The organism is Cellulomonas sp. B6 (genome assembly GCF_001462455.1).
In the GTDB taxonomy this organism is placed as follows: domain Bacteria; phylum Actinomycetota; class Actinomycetes; order Actinomycetales; family Cellulomonadaceae; genus Cellulomonas.
The window spans coordinates 1-15,566 of record NZ_LNTD01000270.1; the positions used below are offsets into that span (position 1 = coordinate 1).

Genomic DNA, 15,566 nt, shown 5'->3' on the forward strand with positions numbered 1-15,566 from the left:
ATGTCCCTGTCCCTCGCCGGCCTGCTGACCGGTCTGCTGCTCGCGCTCGCCGCCGTCGCCGGCGGGTTCACGGGCTTCCTGCTCGCGCTCGTGCTCGGCGCCCTGGGCTGGGTCGTGGGTGCCGCGCTCGAGGGCCGCGTGGACCTGACGACGTTCACGAACGGCCGGCGCCGTGGCTGACGTCGCCCTCGCGCCCACGCCTGCCGAGGCACCGCCCGACCCCGGCACGCGCGGCACCCTCACGGTCGCCGACCGCGCCGTGCAGCGCGTCGCCGCCGTCGCCGCCGCGCGGGTCCCCGGCGTCGCGCGCACCACGGCCGGCGGGCTGCTGGGCCGCGACCTGCCGCACGCGTCCGCGCACGTCGTGGGCACGCGCGCACAGGTCGAGGTCGACGTCGCGCTCGTCTGGCCCGCACCCGCTGCCGCCACCGCGCGTTCCGTGCGCGAGGCCGTCGCCGCGGCGGTCGAGCGGTTCGCGGGCGTCCCCACCGACCGTGTCGACGTCCGCGTCGTCGCCGTCACCGACCCGTCCGACGCACCCCGGGAGCGTGTGCGATGACCACCGAGACCCCCGTTCCCCGCACCGGTGCGCACGTCGCCCCGGTGGCACCCCCGCTGTCCGGCACCGCGACGCCCGCCGACCGGCCCGACGACGCCACGCCCCACCGGCCCGTGCCGTACGCACCGCCCCGTCCCGCCGGGACGCTCGCGTGGCTCGGCCCGCTGCTCACGGTCGTCGTGCTCGCGGTCGCCGTCGTGCTCGTCCACGACGGCCTCGTCGCCCTCGGCGCGGCGCCCGGCACGTCGTGGGTCGCGGACGCCGGTGCCGGGCTCGGCACGCTCCGACCCACGTGGCCCGTCGCGCTCGTCGGGCTCGTCGTCGCGCTCGCGGGGCTGCGGCTCGTCGTCGCCGCGCTCACGCCGCGCCGTCGCCCCGGCCTGCCGCTGACGGCGGGCGCCGGGCAGCACGTGCGGGGCCAGGACGTCGCGCGGCTCGCGTCGGCTGCCGCCGCCCGCGTCGACGGCGTGCTCGACGTGAGCAGCACGTGGGGGCGGCGCGCCGTGACCGTCACCGCGACGACCGACGGCGACCCGACGATCGAGGCGCGCGTCGCCGTCGCCGTCACGCAGCGGCTCACCCCGCTGACCGACCCGCCGCGCGTCGTCGTCCGCACGCGCCGCGCCCGGACCGAGGACACCGAGACCCGTGGAGGTGCGCGATGACCCGCCGTGTGCGCGGCCTGGACCGCGCGGTCGCCCTGCTGCTGGGCGTCGTGCTGCTCGTGGTCGGCGTGGCCGCGGTGCTGTGGTGGACGGGCACGCTGGCCCGCCTGTGGCCCGGCGCGCCGGCCGCGCTCGAGCCGGCCCGCGCCGCCGACGTCACCGAGGCCTCCTGGTTCGGGGCAGCGGCCACCGCGAGCGGCGTCGTGCTCGGCGCCCTCGCGCTGTGGTGGCTGCTCGCGCACCTCGGCACGCCGCGCGTGCGGGAGCTGCCGCTCACCGGGTCCGACGCGTCCGGCCGGCTCGTGCTCGACGTCGCGCCGCTCGCCGCGCAGGTCGCCGAGCAGGCGCGCCGCGTGCCCGGCGTGCTCGGCGCCCGCGCGGTCGTCGACCACGAGGGCGGGCGGCACGTGCTGGTGAGCACGCTGCGGGTCGACCCCGACGCCGACCTCGACGCGCTGTCCCAGGACGTCGCCGGCCTCGTGGCACGTACGCGCGACGTCACGGGCCTCGACGACCTCGCGGCCCGCACGCGGCTCGCGGTGCAGCGCCGCACGCGCGGCCCCCGCGTCCGCTGAGCCGTCCGAGACGGTGCGCCGCCGGTCACGGACCCGCGAGGCGGGCCTCGGCCAGGCGGCGCTGCAGGTGGTCGCGCTCGGCGGCGTCGGGGACGAGGCCGAGCGCGCGCTCGAGCTCGGCGACGGCCTCGGGGTGACGGCCTGCGCGCAGCAGGAGCTCGCCGCGCACCGCCGGGAGCCGGTGGTGGCGGGGGAGCGCGGCGTCCAGGCCCTCGAGCACGGCGAGGCCCGCGTCCGGCCCGGCGGCCTCGGCGACCGCGACCGCGCGCGCCAGGCGCACCACGGGTGACCCGGTGCGTGCCTCGAGCAGCGCGTAGAGGCCGGCGACGACGTCCCACCGGGTGTCCGCCGCGGTCCGCGCGGTCGCGTGCTCGGCGGCCACGAGCGCCTGCAGCCGGTGGTCCTCGGCCAGGCCGTCGAGCGGCGGCAGCGCGCGCAGCAGCGCGACGCCCTCCGCGATCTCGGCCGCGTGCCAGCGCGCGCGGTCCTGGTCGGGCAGCAGCACCAGGCGGCCCGCGTCGTCGACGCGCGCGTCGCGGCGCGAGTGCTGCAGCAGCACCAGCGCGAGCAGCGCGCGCACGCGCGGCGACCCGCCCAGCAGCCCGTCGAGCTCGCGCACGAGCCGCACGGCCTCGTCGGCGAGGTCGACGCGCAGCCCCCCGGGCACGTCGGCGGGCTGGTACCCGGCCGTGAACAGCAGGTACAGGACGGTCGTCACGGCGTCGAGGCGCTCGTCGAGCCGGTCGCGCGGCGGCACGACGAACGGCACACCGGTCTCCGCGAGGCGCCGCTTGGCGCGCGTGAGCCGTGCCGACATCGCGGTGTGCTGCACGAGCTGCAGCCGCGCGATGTCCGCGGTCCCCAGCCCGACGACGAACCGCAGCGTCATCGCGACCCGGTCGGCCGGTGCGAGCGCCGGGTGGCAGCACGTCAGCACGAGCCGCAGCTGCTCGTCCGCGACGTGCGCGCCGGGGTCGTGCGCGGCCGCCGCGAGCGCGCGCATCTCGTCGTCGACCACGAGCAGCGGCTCCTTGCGGCGGTGCAGAGCGCGGGCGCGCAGCCGGTCGACCACGCGGCGGCGGGCCGCGGTCAGCAGCCACGCGCCGGGGTTGGCCGGCACGCCGTCGCGCGGCCACGTGCGCGCCGCGGCCTCGAACGCGTCGCCGGCCGCGTCCTCGGCGAGGTCGGGGCTCGCGTACTGCGCGACGAGCAGCGCGACGACGTGCGACCAGTGCGCGCGCCACGCGTCGGTGACGGCCGCCGCGACCGGGTCGGCCGCGTCGTCGTGCGCGGTCACCGCGGGTTCACCGGGCAGCGCCCGTCGCGGGTGCGCCCGCGGGTGGCGGGTGCGCCGGCCGCGTGCCCGCGCGGGGCACGGGCCGGCGCACCGACCGGGTGACGGGCGGTCATGCCTCGGCGACCTCGCGCACCTCGACCGTGTACTCCGGCAGGTGCCGCAGCGTCGCCAGCACGGTGTCCGCGTCGGGCGCGTCGACCAGGTAGAACCCGCCGAGCTGCTCGGCCGTCTCGGCGAACGGCCCGTCGGTGACGGTGACGTCGTCGCCGACGCGGCGGTGCGTGCGCGCCGCCGTCACGCCCACGAGCGCCTCGCCGGCCACGACGGTCACGTCCGCGGCGCGCAGCGCGCCGTCGAACGCCGCGTGCTGCGCGTGGTACCGCGCGCGCTCGGCGTCGTCGGCGTGCCGCCACACGTCCTCGTCCTGGTACAGCAGGACGACGAACCTCATACGACGGCGCCGGCCTGCGCGGCGGTCGCCTCGTCGCCCGCGCCGTGCGCGACGACGGCCCGCAGCTCGAGCGTCCCGCCGCCGACCTCGTCCGCGACGAGCGGGGCCGCGAGCCGCAGCAGGCCCTCGGGGTCGGACGTGCGGACCAGGTAGAACCCGCCGAGCTGCTCGGTGAGCTCGGCGAACGGTCCGTCGGTGACCTCGGACCCGCCCGCGCCGACGCGCAGCACGCGCGCGGTCGTGGGGCTCGTGAGCTCCTCGCCGCCGAGGATCTCGTGGCCCCGCGCCGCGCACTCCTGCGCGAACCGCTCGTGCGCGGCGTACGCGGCCGCGAGGTCGTCGCACGCGTCGGGGTCGCCCCAGAGCAGGAGCGTGTAGGTCGTGGGGGTCGTCATCTCGTCCTCCGTGGTCCGGGGCACCCACTGTGCCCGCTCGCCCCCATGACGCGCGAGGGTCCCCGATTTCGACAGCCCCGACCTTCGCGCTCCCGGCGTGCGGGGGTGCGCGCCCCCTGCCTACCGTGGCGGCGGCCCGGGCGACCCCCGGGTCACCCGAACCGAGGGAGGCACACCATGTCCGACGCGGACCTCACCGGCCGCCGCGTGCTGGCCGTCGTCACCAACTACGGGGTCGAGCAGGACGAGCTCGTCGTGCCCGTCGAGCACCTGCGGGGCGCGGGCGCGACGGTCGACGTCGCGGCGGTCGACGACGCGCCCGTCGAGACGCTCGTCGGCGACAAGGACCCCGGTCGCACCGTCCAGCCGACCACGACGCTCGGCCAGGTCGACGCGTCCGGGTACGACCTGCTGCTCGTGCCCGGCGGCACGCTCAACGCCGACAGCCTGCGCCTGCAGGACGACGCGGTGCGGCTGGTCGGCGCGTTCGCGCAGGCGGGGCGGCCGGTCGCGGCGATCTGCCACGGCCCGTGGCTGCTGGTCGAGGCGGGTCTCGTGCAGGGCAAGCGGCTCACGTCGTACCCGTCGCTCACCACGGACGTGCGCAACGCGGGCGGCACGTGGGTCGACGAGGAGGTCGTGGCCGACGACGCGCAGGGCTTCCGGCTCGTCACGTCGCGCACGCCCGACGACCTCGACGCGTTCCTGCGCGAGGTCGACGCGGCGCTCACGGCCTGACGCTCACGGCCTGACGTCGTCCGGCCCGTCGGCCTCGTCGGCCGGCGGGCCGTCGTCGTGCCGCCCGTCGTCGGTCGGACCGTCGTCGGTCGGGCCGTCGTCGTGCCGCTCGTCGTCCGGGCCTCGCACGCCGTCGTCCTGCGCGGCGCGTTCGGCGGCGACCAGCGCGCCCTCGCCGACCCGCGGCAGCAGCACGACGAGCCCCGCGGCCACGACCCCGCCGACGACGAACACCCAGCGCAGGCCCCACGTCTCGCCGATCAGCCCGCCGAGCGCGGCGCCGACCGGCATGGTGCCCCACGCGAGCAGCCGGTAGGCGCTGTTGACGCGGCCCAGCAGGTGGTCGGGCGTGAGGCGCTGGCGCAGCGACACCGTCACGACGTTCCACAGCGCGATGCCGAACCCGGCGACGGTGTTGGCGGCGCCGACGAGCAGCGGGTCGGTCGTCACGGCCGGTGCGGCCAGGCACAGCGCGGACCCGACGACGCTGACGCCGAGCGTCGCGGTGCGTCCGAGGCGCGCGGTGACGGGCCCGGCGACGAGCGAGCCGCCCACCGCGCCGACCGCGAGCCACATCAGCAGCACGCCGTACTGCGCCTCGGTGAGCCCCATCGCGGACCCCGCCCCCACGGCCCACAGCACGAACACGGCCGACACGGCCGACATCGCGAGGTTGGTCACCCCGACCATGACCGCGAGCGTGCGCAGCACGGGGCGCCGCCACAGGAACCGCAGACCCTCGCCGATGTCGCGCCGCAGCGTGGTGCGCGGTGCGTCGACGGCGCGGGGCGCGCGGAACGAGCCGCGGACCTGCAGCAGCGCGAGCACGGCCAGCGCCCACAGCCCCGCGGGGGCCCCGAGCGCGACCGCCGCGCCGACGCCCACGAGCACCCCGCCCAGGGGTGGCCCGGCGAACGCGTTGGTGGTCAGCTCGGCGGCGTGCAGGCGCCCGTTCGCGGCGGGCAGCGCGTCGCGCCCGACGACCTGCGGCAGCACCGACTGCGCCGTCGTGTCCCGGAACACCTCGGCCACGCCGACGAGCACCGCCGCGGCGTACAGCGCGGCCATCGACCCGCCGCCCGTGAGCGTCACGACCGTGAGCAGCGCGACGACGCCCGCGCGCGCGACGTCCGCCACGACGAGCGTCGCCCGCCGGTCCCACCGGTCCACGAGCGCACCGGCGGGCAGCGCGACGACGAGCCACGGCAGCGACAGCGCGAGCGACAGCCCCGCGACCGCCGCGGGTGACGTCGTGAACCCGAGCGCGACCAGCGGCAGCGCGGTCTTGAGCACGCCGTCGGCGAGGTTCGACGCCGCCGACGACGTCCACAGCCACCAGAAGGCGCGGGGGAGTCGCGCGGGCGCGGTCACGTGCCGCACGCTAGCAACGGCGCCCCGGCGACGGGTCCGGGGCTCGACGCGAGGGACGGTGACCGGGTGCCGGTGACGAGCGCGGGTCTGCTGCTGCTCCACGGGCGGGGTGCGGACGTGCACGTGCTCGTCGCGCACATGGGCGGCCCGTTCTGGGCCCGCAAGGACGACCACGCGTGGTCGCTGCCGAAGGGGCTGGTCGAGCCGGGCGAGGACGTCGAGGCGGCGGCGCGCCGCGAGTTCGCCGAGGAGCTCGGCGTCCCCGCGCCCGACCTGCCGGCGGTCGACCTGGGGGCGTTCCGCTACTCCTCGGGCAAGGTCGTGCACGTGCTGGCGGTCGAGGTGCCCGCATCGCTCGTCGGCTCGCCCGACGACCCCGCGAGCCCTGACCTGACGACGCGCCCCGGCATCAGCACCGCCCGCGTCGAGTGGCCGCCGCGCTCGGGCCGGCACCTCGACGTGCCCGAGGTGGACCGTGCCGTGTGGGCGCCGCTCGACGACGCACGCCGCCTGCTCGTCAAGGGGCAGCAGCCCGCGCTCGACGCGCTGCTGCGGGTCGTCGCGTAGCCGCCGGCGGGACGGTCAGACCCTGCTGCGCATCTGCTGCATGCTCGCGAGCAGGGTCGGGTCGCGCTGCTCGGGCCAGCCGAACCCCGCCTCGTCGTCCCACGGCACGGGGTCGTCGTCGACGCTCACCTGCCACGACGTGCCCGGCAGCGCGCGCCGCACGTCCGTGAGCGCGCGGCACCAGTGCGCGAGCCCGAGGAACGTCGCGAACGGGTCCTGCTGCGGGAGGGTCGTGCTGCCCTGCAGCGACGCGTCACCGGGGTCGGTGAGGTCGAGCGCGTCGGCGTCGAACGGGAAGTCCGCGTTGTGCGCGGCCACCAGCCCGCGGGCGACGGCCACCTCGTCGGGGGTCAGGGGTGCGGGACGGGTCGCGCGGTAGTGCAGCCGGACAGCCATGATCCGGGAGGATACGGGACGGAACGGACGTCCGGTGCGGGTTCCGGACGTCCGTCCGGGTCGCGCGTCACAGACCGTCCGGTCGGCGCTTCTGCGGGTACGGCGTGCGGCCGTGCGCGAGGTCCTCGACGAACGCGGCGATGCGGCGCGCGCGGGTCTCGGGCCGCTTGGCCTGGCCGATCCGCAGCAGCACCGCGAACCGGTTGCCCGAGGTCAGCGCGCCGAACCACGCGCGCGCGGCCGGGACCGCGTCGAGCGCGGCGGCGAGGTCGTCGGGGACCTCGATGGTCGCGGGGCCCCGGTAGGCGGCCTCCCACCGGCCGTCGGCCTGCGCCGCGGCGACCTGCGCGCGGCCGGCGTCGTGCATGCGGCCCTCGCGCTCGAGGCGCGCGACCCGCTCGACGTTGACCGCGGACCACGCGCTGCGCGGCCGGCGCGGCGTCATGCGCTGGAAGGTGCTGGCCTCGTCACGGCGCCGCGCCTGGCCGTCGATCCACCCGAAGCACAGCGCCTCGTCGACCGCGTCGGTGTACGTCAGGGCCGTCACGTCGCCGCCCTTGCGGTGCAGCACGAGCCACACGCCCGTCGGCTGCGCGTGGTGCTCGGCCAGCCAGGCGCGCCACGCCGCGGCGTCGGGGAGCAGCAGCTCCGGCAGGTCGTCGGCCACCACGTCAGCCGTCCCGCCGACGCCCGCGCGCGTCACTCACCGGTGCTCCCGTCCACGGCCTCGCGCAGCAGGTCCGCGTGCCCGTTGTGCCGCGCGTACTCCTCGACCATGTGCACGAGCACCCACCGCAGCGACACGGGCTCGCCCGTCGCGGAGTGCCGCCGCGCCGACACCTGGTCGAGCCCGCCCGCGGCGAGGGCCTCGTCGACCGTGCGCTGCGACCGTGCGACCGCCTCGTCCCACAGCGCGCGCAGCTGCTCCGGGGAGTCGTCGGCCGCGCTCGTGAGCTCCCAGTCGCGGTCCGCGTCCCAGTCCGCCGACGCCCACGGCTCGACGTGCGGACGGTCGTGCCACACGACGCCGAACCAGTTGTCCTCGACCATCGCCAGGTGCTTCATCAGGCCGCCGAGCGTCAGGGTCGACGGCGGGAGGGCCTGCCGCAGCTGCGCGGCGTCGAGGCCCTCGGTCTTGAGCAGCAGCGTGCGGCGGTGGAAGTCGAGGAACGTGAGCAGCGTCGTGGCCTCGTCGGCGCGGTGCGGCGGGTCGCCCCGCTCGGACGTGAGGCGCGCGGGTGCGTGCCGCCCGTCGGTGGGCGTGCCGGGTGCCGTCGCGTCGGTCATGCGGACAGCGTGCCAGCCGGGTCCGACACGGCTCATGCGGCGCCGGCCGGCGCGCCGCCCGCCCCGGGGCGGCCCGTCGCGTCGTCGTCGGGCGCGGGCTGCGCGTCGGTGTGCGCGACGTGCCGCAGCTGCCGCCAGATCAGCACGACGAACACGGCCGACCCGACGAACGCGCCCCAGAACGGCGCGGTCACGCCCCACCGCTGCGCCGCCCAGCCGCCCACCAGCCCGCCCAGCACGAGGCCGCCGAACGTGCCGATGACGTTGACGCCGTTGACGCGCCCCTGCAGGGCGCTCGGCACGGCGCGCTGCCGGATCGTCATCGACGTCGTGCCCCACACGAACGCGTGCGCGCCGAACACGAAGAACACCGGCATCGCGACCCACGCGCTCGTCGTCGCCGCCAGCACCAGGTGCGTGAGCGTCTCCACGACCAGCCCGACCCGCATGAGCCCCGCGAGCGACACGCGTGCGGTCAGCCACCCGTAGGCCGTGACGCCCAGCAGCCCGCCGAGCGCCTGCACGGTGGTGACCAGCCCGAACCCGACGTCGCCGAGGCCCAGGCGCTGCTGCGCGTACAGCACGAGCACCGACCACGCGGCCCCGAACGTCACGTTGAACACGAGGATCGTCAGCACGAGCGTGCGCACCGCGGGGTGGTGCCAGGTCCAGCGGACGCCCTCGACGACGTCGGCCCGCACGGTCGTCGTGCCGCGGGCGCGCCCGTGCGGCGGCAGCTCGACGCGCGCGACGAGCGCGACGGCGGCCGCCATGAGCACGGCCGTCGCGGCGAACGGCGACCACTGCCCCGCGGTGAACAGGGCGGCGCCGAGCGGCGGGCCGGCGAGCTGGTTGAGGCCGATGAACCCGGCCTGCGTGCGCGCGTTCGCGGTCGCGAGGTCGTCGCGCCGCACGACCATCGGCGCGAGCGTGCCGGCCACGTTGTCCGCGAACGTCTCCGCCGCTCCCAGCGCGACGAGAGCGACGAGCACGACCCACACGGGGGCGACGTCGCCCGCCACGGCGGCGGCGAGCAGCGCGAGCACGGCGACCCGGACCGCGTTGCACGCCATGACGAGCCGCCGGCGGTCCACGCGGTCGGTGACGACGCCCGCCCACAGCGCCAGCAGCAGGCGCGGGAGCCACGCGGCCGTCGCGGCGAGCGCCACGACGAACGGGTCCTGCGTGCGGGTCGCGACCAGCAGCGGCCCCGCCGCCAGCACGAGCCCGTCACCGAGGTTCGACGTCCACGAGGACGCGACCAGCCACCGGAAGGGTGCGCCGAGCCGCGCCGGGAGGACCGCCTCGAGCGCACGTCGCAGCACGCGTGCACGGTAGCCGGGCCGGGGGCGCCGGCCCACGGCGGTCCCACGGCCCGAGCCGCCCCCCGGCGGGGGTGGTCGGTGCCACACTGCCCGCATGACCCGTGACGACGCGTTCCTCCTCGCCGCCGACGCCGTGCTCGACCTGGTCGACCTGCCCGAGGTCACGGTGCGGTGGTCGCAGCCGTCGGCGCTGCCGCGCCTGACCGTCGGCGGGCTCGCCGTGCACCTGGGCAACCAGGTGGTGCGCGCGGCCGAGCTCCTGCCGCGCGAGCCCGGCGACCTGCCCGTGCTCGCCGACGCCGACGAGCACTACGCGCGCTCGGCGTGGCCCACGGCCGCGCCCGAGGACCCGGTGAACGACCGCGGGGGCGACGAGACGCTCGCGCTCGAGGGCCCCGCGGCGCTGCACGACCGCGTCGTCGCGCACCGCGACCGCGTCCGGGACGCCCTGGCGTCCGGCACCGCGCAGGACGTCGTGCCCGTGCCGTGGGCCGGGTGGGCGCTGCGCCGCGAGGACTTCCTGCTGAGCCGCATGCTCGAGGTCGTGGTGCACGCCGACGACCTCGCCGTGAGCGTCGGCGTCGACACCCCCGCGTTCCCCGCCGAGGTGTTCGACCCCGTGCGGGACCTGCTCGTGCGGCTCGCGGTCGCGCGCCACGGCCAGGCGCGCGTCGTCGCGGCCCTCACGCGTCGTGAGCGCGCCCAGCCGATCCACGCGTTCTGAGGCGGCGGCGGACCCCACCCGGGGCCGAGGTCGCGGGCGCCGCGCCGGACGGACCCGACCCCGTCGCCCCCGGGTTCGTCACCCCCGGGTCCGACGGCGGCCCGCCGACCGCGGGCCCGGTCTCCGGGGCGTGCCGGACCGCGTCCGGACGCAGGTCCCACGGCGCCGCGGCGAGCACGTCGACGGGGGCGGGGCGGCCGTAGTGGTACCCCTGCGCGGCGGGGCAGCCCAGCTCCTCCAGCAGCCGGGCCTGCTCGGGCGTCTCGACCCCCTCGGCGACGACCAGCACACCCAGCTCGTCGCACAGCGCGAGCAGCGCGCGCACCATCGCGGCGCGTCGGCTCGACGTCGTCAGCGAGGGCAGGAACGACCGGTCGAGCTTGAGGAAGTCGGCGGGCAGCTCGTCGAGCCGGCTGAACGAGGACCACCCCGTGCCGAAGTCGTCGATCGCGACGCGCACGCCTCCCGCCCGGAGCGTCTCGATGGCCCGCAGCGACGTCGGCCCCGAGGCCTCGACGACGCTCTCGGTCACCTCGAGCACGAACTGCCCCGCCGGCCACCGGGCCGCGTGCAGGGTCGCGAGCAGCCGGTCCGCGTAGCCCTGGGCGGTCAGCTCGCGGCCCGACACGTTCACCGACAGCGCGACGGCCCGCCCCCACCGCTCCTGCAGCTCGTGGGCGTCGGCGCACGCCAGGCGCACGACCGCCGCCCCCAGCTCGTCGATGAGCCCGGCGTCCTCGGCGAGCGCCACGAACTCCGTGGGCGGCACCGGGCCCAGGCGCGGGTGGTCCCAGCGGGCGAGCGCCTCGACGCCGCCCACCTGGAACGAGGTCAGCCCGACCACCGGCTGCAGCTCGACCCGCAGCCCGCCGTGCCGGATCGCGTCGGCAAGGTCGTCGACGAGGTGGTGGCGGTGCCGCTCGGACAGCACGGTGCGACCGCGTCCGGCGGCCTTCGCGGCGTACAGCGCCGCGTCGGTGCGACGCAGCACCTCGGCCGCGGTCTCACCCACCACGTGCTCGGCGACGCCGCACGACGCGGGCGTCGGCGCCACCCCCGACAGCCGCTCCGCGACCACGGCGGCCGCGCCGCCCGTGGTCCCGGGCAGCAGCACGGCGAACTCGTCGCCGCCGCGCCGGCCCAGCACGGCCCCCGGCGGCAGGGCGCCGCGCCACGCGTCGGCGGTGGCGCGCAGCAGGTCGTCCCCGGCGGCGTGGCCGCGCGCGTCGTTGACGTGCTTGAAGTGGTCGATGTCGACCAGGACGAGCGACAGCGGAGTGCCGCGCCGTCCGCTGCGCTCGATCGCGCGCTCGAGGGCGGCGTCCCAGCCGCGGCGGTCGGCGAGGCCGGTCAGGGCGTCGACGCGGGCCGTGGACGCCTGCCGTGCCAGCATGTCGACGGCCGCGGCGACGCCGCACCACAGGACGGCGAGCGCCGCGCACACCAGGACCGGCACGTGGTGGACGCCGACGAGCGCCACCAGCTGCCAGGTGCTCGCGAGCCCGACCATCGCCCACGCGTCGCGCCGCCGCAGGAACATCGTCGACTCGATCGCGACGAGCACGGTGAGGCACGCCGCGGCGAGCGCCAGCGCCAGGGTCGGCGCGACGGCGGTGCCGACGCCCAGGACCGTGCCGGCGACGAGCACGGCGGCCCCGAACCCGCGGGTCGTCGTGCGCGGCCCGACCGCGAGCACCAGGGGCCCGCACGCGGCGGCGGCCAGCGCGGCGACGAGGAGCGCCGCGCCGCGGGCGCCGTCGGTGCGCAGCACCTCGGCCGACAGCAGCGCGGCCGACGCGCCGCCGACGACGAAGAGCGCGGCGGTCGTGCGCACGAGGACGTCGGGCGTGCCGCTCCGCGTCGTCGTGTGCCCCACCAAGCCACCTTCGTGCCGCGCCCCCCGCGCGTCCAGGGACGCGCCGCGCGCGGTCGGGTCGGACGTCCAGGATCACCCGGCGCCGCGAGCCCCGCCCGTCGGCGCGTCGCGCGTCGGTCGGGCACGAGGGCGCGACCGACGCCGCACCGGCGCGGTCGCACGGCACGCCCGTCAGCGGCGGAAGCCGCCCTCGGTCGACAGCACCTGGCCCACCACCCACCTGCCGGCGTCGGACACGAGCCACTCGACGAGCCGCGCCGGGTCGTCGGGCTCGCCGAACCGGCCGCCGGGGAAGTGCGCGAGCACCGCGTCGACGACCTCGGCGGGCGCGGCGTCGGCGTCGAGGTAGCCGGTGTTCACCGGGCCCGGGTTGACGGTGTTGAGCGTGATGCCGCGGTCGATCAGGTCGTCGGCCACCGACGCGGTGAGGCCCGCCAGCACGGCCTTCGACGCGGCGTACGCGATCTCGCCGGGCATGGGCCCCGCGATCTGGCCCGACGTCATCCACACGACGCGCCCGCCGGGTCGGCCGTCGTGCTGCGCCGCGAAGGCCTGGGTCGCGAGCAGCGTGGACCGGGCGTTGACGGCCCAGTGCGCGTCGAGCGTCTCGGCGGTCTGGTCCGCGAGCCGCCCGTCGCCGCCGCTGCGGGCGTGGTTGCACACCAGCACGTCGAGGTGCCCCATCGCGTCGGCGGCCCGCGCGACGAGCTCCTCGCCGGCCGTGGGCGCCGCGAGGTCCAGGCTCGTGGCGGCGAGCCGCGCGCCGGGCGCGAGCTGCGTCTCGAGCTCGGCCAGCAGCGCGTCGACGTCGTCGGCGCCCCACGGCTGCTCGGCGTCGTGCGGCGCCCAGTGCTGCACCACGACGTCCGCGCCGGCGCGCGCGAGCCGTGACGCGATCGCGAACCCGATGCCGCGCCGTCGGCCGACGCCCGTGACGACGGCGGTGCGCCCGGACAGTGCGGCCCTGTGCGTCTCCTCGCTCATGACGGGCGACCGTAGGGGGTCCCGGTCGGTCGGGCGAGCGCTTTGGCGGCCCGGACCCGCCCGCGGCGTACGCTGGTCGCGGCGATGGATCCCGCCGGGGCGTGACGCCCGAACCGCCGCACGGCTGATGGTTCCTGCTCCGGTGGCTCGGGTGCAGGGTGCTGCCCCGCGGGAGGTGACATGGCCGACGACGCGGGTGCGACCGCCGCCGCGGGACGGACCGGGGCCGTCGCGGCGCACCCGGCTGCTGCGACCGCGCAGGCGTCGGCGGCGACCACGGTCGGGTCGGCCGCGCTCGTCGCGGCCGGCGGGACGCTCGGGGTCGCGGTGCGTGCGCTGCTCGAGGGCGCGTTCCCCGCCGGTCCGGGCGCGTGGCCGTGGACGACGACCGCGATCAACCTGACGGGGTCGCTGCTGCTGGGCCTGCTCCTCGCGACGCTCTCTCGGCGCGGCCCCGACACCGGACGGCGGCGTGCCGTGCGCCTGGGTGTCGGGACCGGGGTGATCGGTGGCTACACGACGTACAGCACGTTCGTGCTCGAGGTCGAGCGGCTGGTCACGGGCGGCGCGGTGGCGACGGGGGTCGCGTACGCGCTGGTGAGCGTCGTGATCGGGGTGGCTGCCGCCGGGCTGGGCGTCGTGCTCGGCGGCGGGCGTGGCGCCGCGCGCGCCGAGGCGGGGCAGGACCCGGACGCGCTGGCCGAGGACGCGCCGCCCGAAGACGCGCCGCCCGAGGACGCGCCGCCCGCGGACGCGCGGGGTGGCCGGTCGTGATCGTCGTGCTCGCGCTCGCGGGCGGCCTGGGGGCGGCCGCGCGGTTCCTCGTCGACACGGCCGTCGCTCGGCACGCCCGGGGGTCGGTGCCGCTGGGGACCGTCGTCGTCAACGTCACCGCGTGCCTGCTGCTGGGCCTGCTGACCGGCTGGACGCTGCGCCACGCGGGCCACGACGGCGTGCAGGCGGTGCTCGGGGTCGGGTTCCTGGGTGGGTACTCGACGTTCAGCACCGCGAGCGTCGAGGCGGCGCGGCTGGTGCTGGCCGGGCGGGGCGTCGCGGCGCTGCTGCACGCGCTGGGGATGCTCGTCGTGGGGCTCGCGGCGGCCGTGCTGGGGCTCGCGCTGACGTCCTGAGGTGGCCGACGCCCTGGGGCCCACGTCGGAGTCGGGCTGCGAGGTGTGAAGGGTTGTCGCCGGCTGCCGGCAGCAACCCTTCACACCTCGACGACGGTGAGGTCGTACTGGCCTCAGACGGGCCGGTGCCACACCAGCAGGTACCGCCACAGCGGCAGCCGGCGCCAGCGCACGCCCGGCAGCGCGTCGCGCGCGGCGTCGCGGACCTGCGCGAACGTGTGCGGCGGCGGCCACACCGTCGGCGCGCTGTGCTCCCAGAACGTGCGGGTGCGCCGCAGCACCTGGTGCTGCACGACGCCGAGCGTGTCCCACGCGGCGTCCGCCGGTCCGGACGACGCCGCGCACCCGACGACCACGAGCGCCCCGCCCGGCGCGGTGAGGCCGGCCAGCGCCCGCAGCGCGTCGGCGGGGTCCGGCAGGTGGTGCAGCGTCGCGATCGACGTGACGACGTCGAACGACGCGGGCGGGAACGGCGCGTGCAGCGCGTCGCCGCGCACCCAGGCGCCGTGCGGGGCCGACGCGCGGGCGCGGGACAGGACGTCCGCGTCCAGGTCGAGGCCCACGACGTGCGGCACGCGCCGACGCAGGTCGGCCGCGAGCAGACCGTCGCCCGTGCCGACGTCGAGGGCCGTGCGGGCGTGCGGCGGGACCGCCCGCAGCACGAGCCGGTGGTAGTGGACGTTGTGGTTCCACGGGTGGGGCGGAGCGGCGTCGCTCACGAGGCCTCCGGGGGTGTGCGGCAGGCGGGTTCGATAACGATATCGAACCCGCCTGGTCGACGGGAGCTCACGCGGTCGTCCGACGCCCCGGGCACGCCGACGGGCGAGGCCGGTGCGGCCCCGCCCGTCGGGTCGTGCGTCAGACGTCGTGCGTCGGGGTGTCCGGCCCGCCGCGGCGACGCGCGTGCGTCACGCGCAGCTCAGCGTCGGCGTCGCCGGGGTGCCGGTGCCGATGAACCCGAAGGTCGTCGACCCGCCGGCGGGCAGCGTGCCGTTCCACGCGGCGTTGCGGACCGTGACGCCCGAGCCGCTGCTCGACACCTCGCCGCTCCACAGCTGGCTGACCGTGAACGACGAGCTCGACCAGCCGACCGTCCAGCCGCTGAGCCCGGCCGAGCCCGCCGTGACGGTGACCTCGGCCTGGAACCCGCCGGGCCACGTGCCCGTGGTGCGCAGCGTCGCGGTGCACGCGCCGGCCGGGGTGGTCGGCTGCACGGTCGGGGTCGG

At 77.8% G+C, this 15,566-nt stretch carries 21 protein-coding genes and 1 riboswitch; of the genes, 9 read left to right on the forward strand and 12 right to left on the reverse strand.

Features of this window, described 5'->3' with window-relative positions; genetic code table 11:
• The 4 genes from ATM99_RS17770 to ATM99_RS17785 all read left to right on the forward strand — a co-directional run.
• The coding region (locus tag ATM99_RS17770; protein WP_046529848.1) for a hypothetical protein at positions 1-180 on the forward strand (180 nt) is incomplete at its 5' end.
• Positions 173-559 (forward strand): Asp23/Gls24 family envelope stress response protein, encoded by a 387-nt coding sequence (locus ATM99_RS17775; RefSeq protein WP_046529849.1) that lies wholly within the window; start codon positions 173-175, stop codon positions 557-559. The genes ATM99_RS17770 and ATM99_RS17775, both read left to right, overlap by 8 nt.
• Positions 556-1,224 (forward strand): DUF6286 domain-containing protein, encoded by a 669-nt coding sequence (locus ATM99_RS17780; protein ID WP_150118358.1) that lies wholly within the window; start codon positions 556-558, stop codon positions 1,222-1,224. Before ATM99_RS17775 ends, ATM99_RS17780 begins: the two co-directional genes overlap by 4 nt.
• On the forward strand, positions 1,221-1,799 hold the full coding sequence (locus tag ATM99_RS17785; protein WP_062104131.1) for a hypothetical protein: 579 nt from the start codon (positions 1,221-1,223) through the stop codon (positions 1,797-1,799). The genes ATM99_RS17780 and ATM99_RS17785 overlap by 4 nt, the downstream gene beginning before the upstream one ends.
• 25 nt (positions 1,800-1,824) lie before the next feature.
• Here ATM99_RS17785 and ATM99_RS17790 read toward each other — a convergent pair whose 3' ends face one another.
• The 3 genes from ATM99_RS17790 to ATM99_RS17800 form a co-directional block, all read right to left on the reverse strand.
• Positions 1,825-3,096, reverse strand: coding sequence for an RNA polymerase sigma factor (locus tag ATM99_RS17790; RefSeq protein ID WP_062104132.1), 1,272 nt, complete (start codon positions 3,094-3,096; stop codon positions 1,825-1,827).
• Positions 3,097-3,205: 109 nt separating this feature from the next.
• On the reverse strand, positions 3,206-3,547 hold the full coding sequence (locus ATM99_RS17795; protein ID WP_062104133.1) for a YciI family protein: 342 nt from the start codon (positions 3,545-3,547) through the stop codon (positions 3,206-3,208).
• Positions 3,544-3,942: a YciI family protein gene (locus ATM99_RS17800; RefSeq protein ID WP_062104134.1), complete on the reverse strand. Its 399-nt coding sequence runs from the start codon at positions 3,940-3,942 to the stop codon at positions 3,544-3,546. Before ATM99_RS17800 ends, ATM99_RS17795 begins: the two co-directional genes overlap by 4 nt.
• Positions 3,943-4,119: 177 nt before the next feature.
• Here ATM99_RS17800 and ATM99_RS17805 point away from each other — a divergent pair, with 177 nt between their 5' ends.
• On the forward strand, positions 4,120-4,680 hold the full coding sequence (locus ATM99_RS17805; RefSeq protein ID WP_046529855.1) for a type 1 glutamine amidotransferase domain-containing protein: 561 nt from the start codon (positions 4,120-4,122) through the stop codon (positions 4,678-4,680).
• A 3-nt stretch (positions 4,681-4,683) separates the two neighbouring features.
• Here the strand turns inward: ATM99_RS17805 and ATM99_RS17810 are convergent, their stop codons facing one another.
• Positions 4,684-6,051 (reverse strand): MFS transporter, encoded by a 1,368-nt coding sequence (locus ATM99_RS17810; RefSeq protein WP_150118359.1) that lies wholly within the window; start codon positions 6,049-6,051, stop codon positions 4,684-4,686.
• Positions 6,052-6,117: 66 nt separating this feature from the next.
• Between ATM99_RS17810 and ATM99_RS17815 the strand changes: the two genes are divergently transcribed.
• Positions 6,118-6,618, forward strand: coding sequence for an NUDIX domain-containing protein (locus ATM99_RS17815; protein ID WP_062104135.1), 501 nt, complete (start codon positions 6,118-6,120; stop codon positions 6,616-6,618).
• Positions 6,619-6,633: 15 nt separating this feature from the next.
• On the opposite strand, the gene ATM99_RS17820 is transcribed toward ATM99_RS17815, so the two are convergent.
• From ATM99_RS17820 to ATM99_RS17835, 4 genes are all read right to left on the reverse strand, one after another.
• Positions 6,634-7,014 (reverse strand): hypothetical protein, encoded by a 381-nt coding sequence (locus tag ATM99_RS17820; RefSeq protein WP_062104136.1) that lies wholly within the window; start codon positions 7,012-7,014, stop codon positions 6,634-6,636.
• Between the two features lie 67 nt (positions 7,015-7,081).
• Positions 7,082-7,681, reverse strand: coding sequence for a YdeI family protein (locus tag ATM99_RS17825; RefSeq protein WP_062104144.1), 600 nt, complete (start codon positions 7,679-7,681; stop codon positions 7,082-7,084).
• A 32-nt stretch (positions 7,682-7,713) separates the two neighbouring features.
• Positions 7,714-8,301: a DinB family protein gene (locus tag ATM99_RS17830; protein WP_062104137.1), complete on the reverse strand. Its 588-nt coding sequence runs from the start codon at positions 8,299-8,301 to the stop codon at positions 7,714-7,716.
• A gap of 32 nt (positions 8,302-8,333) precedes the next feature.
• Positions 8,334-9,626, reverse strand: a complete 1,293-nt coding sequence (locus tag ATM99_RS17835) for an MFS transporter (RefSeq protein ID WP_369798108.1) — start codon at positions 9,624-9,626, stop codon at positions 8,334-8,336.
• A 94-nt stretch (positions 9,627-9,720) separates the two neighbouring features.
• On the opposite strand from ATM99_RS17835, the gene ATM99_RS17840 reads away from it, so the two are divergent.
• Positions 9,721-10,350, forward strand: a complete 630-nt coding sequence (locus ATM99_RS17840; RefSeq protein WP_062104138.1) for a maleylpyruvate isomerase N-terminal domain-containing protein — start codon at positions 9,721-9,723, stop codon at positions 10,348-10,350.
• Here ATM99_RS17840 and ATM99_RS17845 read toward each other — a convergent pair.
• Positions 10,310-12,226, reverse strand: a complete 1,917-nt coding sequence (locus ATM99_RS17845; RefSeq protein WP_062104139.1) for a bifunctional diguanylate cyclase/phosphodiesterase — start codon at positions 12,224-12,226, stop codon at positions 10,310-10,312. The genes ATM99_RS17840 and ATM99_RS17845 overlap by 41 nt on opposite strands.
• Positions 12,227-12,397: 171 nt before the next feature.
• Positions 12,398-13,210, reverse strand: a complete 813-nt coding sequence (locus ATM99_RS17850; RefSeq protein ID WP_062104140.1) for an SDR family oxidoreductase — start codon at positions 13,208-13,210, stop codon at positions 12,398-12,400.
• 71 nt (positions 13,211-13,281) lie between these two features.
• Positions 13,282-13,354: riboswitch (Fluoride riboswitch) on the forward strand.
• A 36-nt stretch (positions 13,355-13,390) separates the two neighbouring features.
• Here ATM99_RS17850 and ATM99_RS18740 point away from each other — a divergent pair.
• A complete protein-coding gene (locus tag ATM99_RS18740; RefSeq protein ID WP_082660026.1) occupies positions 13,391-13,984 on the forward strand; it encodes a CrcB family protein in 594 nt (197 codons plus the stop codon).
• Positions 13,981-14,340: a CrcB family protein gene (locus ATM99_RS17860; RefSeq protein WP_062104141.1), complete on the forward strand. Its 360-nt coding sequence runs from the start codon at positions 13,981-13,983 to the stop codon at positions 14,338-14,340. The genes ATM99_RS18740 and ATM99_RS17860 overlap by 4 nt, the downstream gene beginning before the upstream one ends.
• 113 nt (positions 14,341-14,453) lie before the next feature.
• On the opposite strand, the gene ATM99_RS17865 is transcribed toward ATM99_RS17860, so the two are convergent.
• On the reverse strand, positions 14,454-15,059 hold the full coding sequence (locus tag ATM99_RS17865; RefSeq protein ID WP_062104142.1) for a bifunctional 2-polyprenyl-6-hydroxyphenol methylase/3-demethylubiquinol 3-O-methyltransferase UbiG: 606 nt from the start codon (positions 15,057-15,059) through the stop codon (positions 14,454-14,456).
• Between the two features lie 189 nt (positions 15,060-15,248).
• Positions 15,249-15,566: cellulose binding domain-containing protein (locus tag ATM99_RS17870; protein WP_190278875.1), on the reverse strand; the 318-nt coding region annotated here is incomplete at its 5' end.

What these genes read in the sequence shown, in the direction of transcription:
- ATM99_RS17830 (WP_062104137.1), bottom strand. Translation starts at nt 8,301, where the DNA reads ATGACCGACGCGACGGCACCCGGCACGCCCACCGACGGGCGGCACGCA.
- ATM99_RS17800 (WP_062104134.1), bottom strand. Translation starts at nt 3,942, where the DNA reads ATGACGACCCCCACGACCTACACGCTCCTGCTCTGGGGCGACCCCGAC.
- ATM99_RS17840 (WP_062104138.1), top strand. Translation starts at nt 9,721, where the DNA reads ATGACCCGTGACGACGCGTTCCTCCTCGCCGCCGACGCCGTGCTCGAC.
- ATM99_RS17785 (WP_062104131.1), top strand. Translation starts at nt 1,221, where the DNA reads ATGACCCGCCGTGTGCGCGGCCTGGACCGCGCGGTCGCCCTGCTGCTG.
- ATM99_RS17795 (WP_062104133.1), bottom strand. Translation starts at nt 3,547, where the DNA reads ATGAGGTTCGTCGTCCTGCTGTACCAGGACGAGGACGTGTGGCGGCAC.
- ATM99_RS17820 (WP_062104136.1), bottom strand. Translation starts at nt 7,014, where the DNA reads ATGGCTGTCCGGCTGCACTACCGCGCGACCCGTCCCGCACCCCTGACC.
- ATM99_RS17805 (WP_046529855.1), top strand. Translation starts at nt 4,120, where the DNA reads ATGTCCGACGCGGACCTCACCGGCCGCCGCGTGCTGGCCGTCGTCACC.
- ATM99_RS17850 (WP_062104140.1), bottom strand. Translation starts at nt 13,210, where the DNA reads ATGAGCGAGGAGACGCACAGGGCCGCACTGTCCGGGCGCACCGCCGTC.
- ATM99_RS18740 (WP_082660026.1), top strand. Translation starts at nt 13,391, where the DNA reads ATGGCCGACGACGCGGGTGCGACCGCCGCCGCGGGACGGACCGGGGCC.
- ATM99_RS17780 (WP_150118358.1), top strand. Translation starts at nt 556, where the DNA reads ATGACCACCGAGACCCCCGTTCCCCGCACCGGTGCGCACGTCGCCCCG.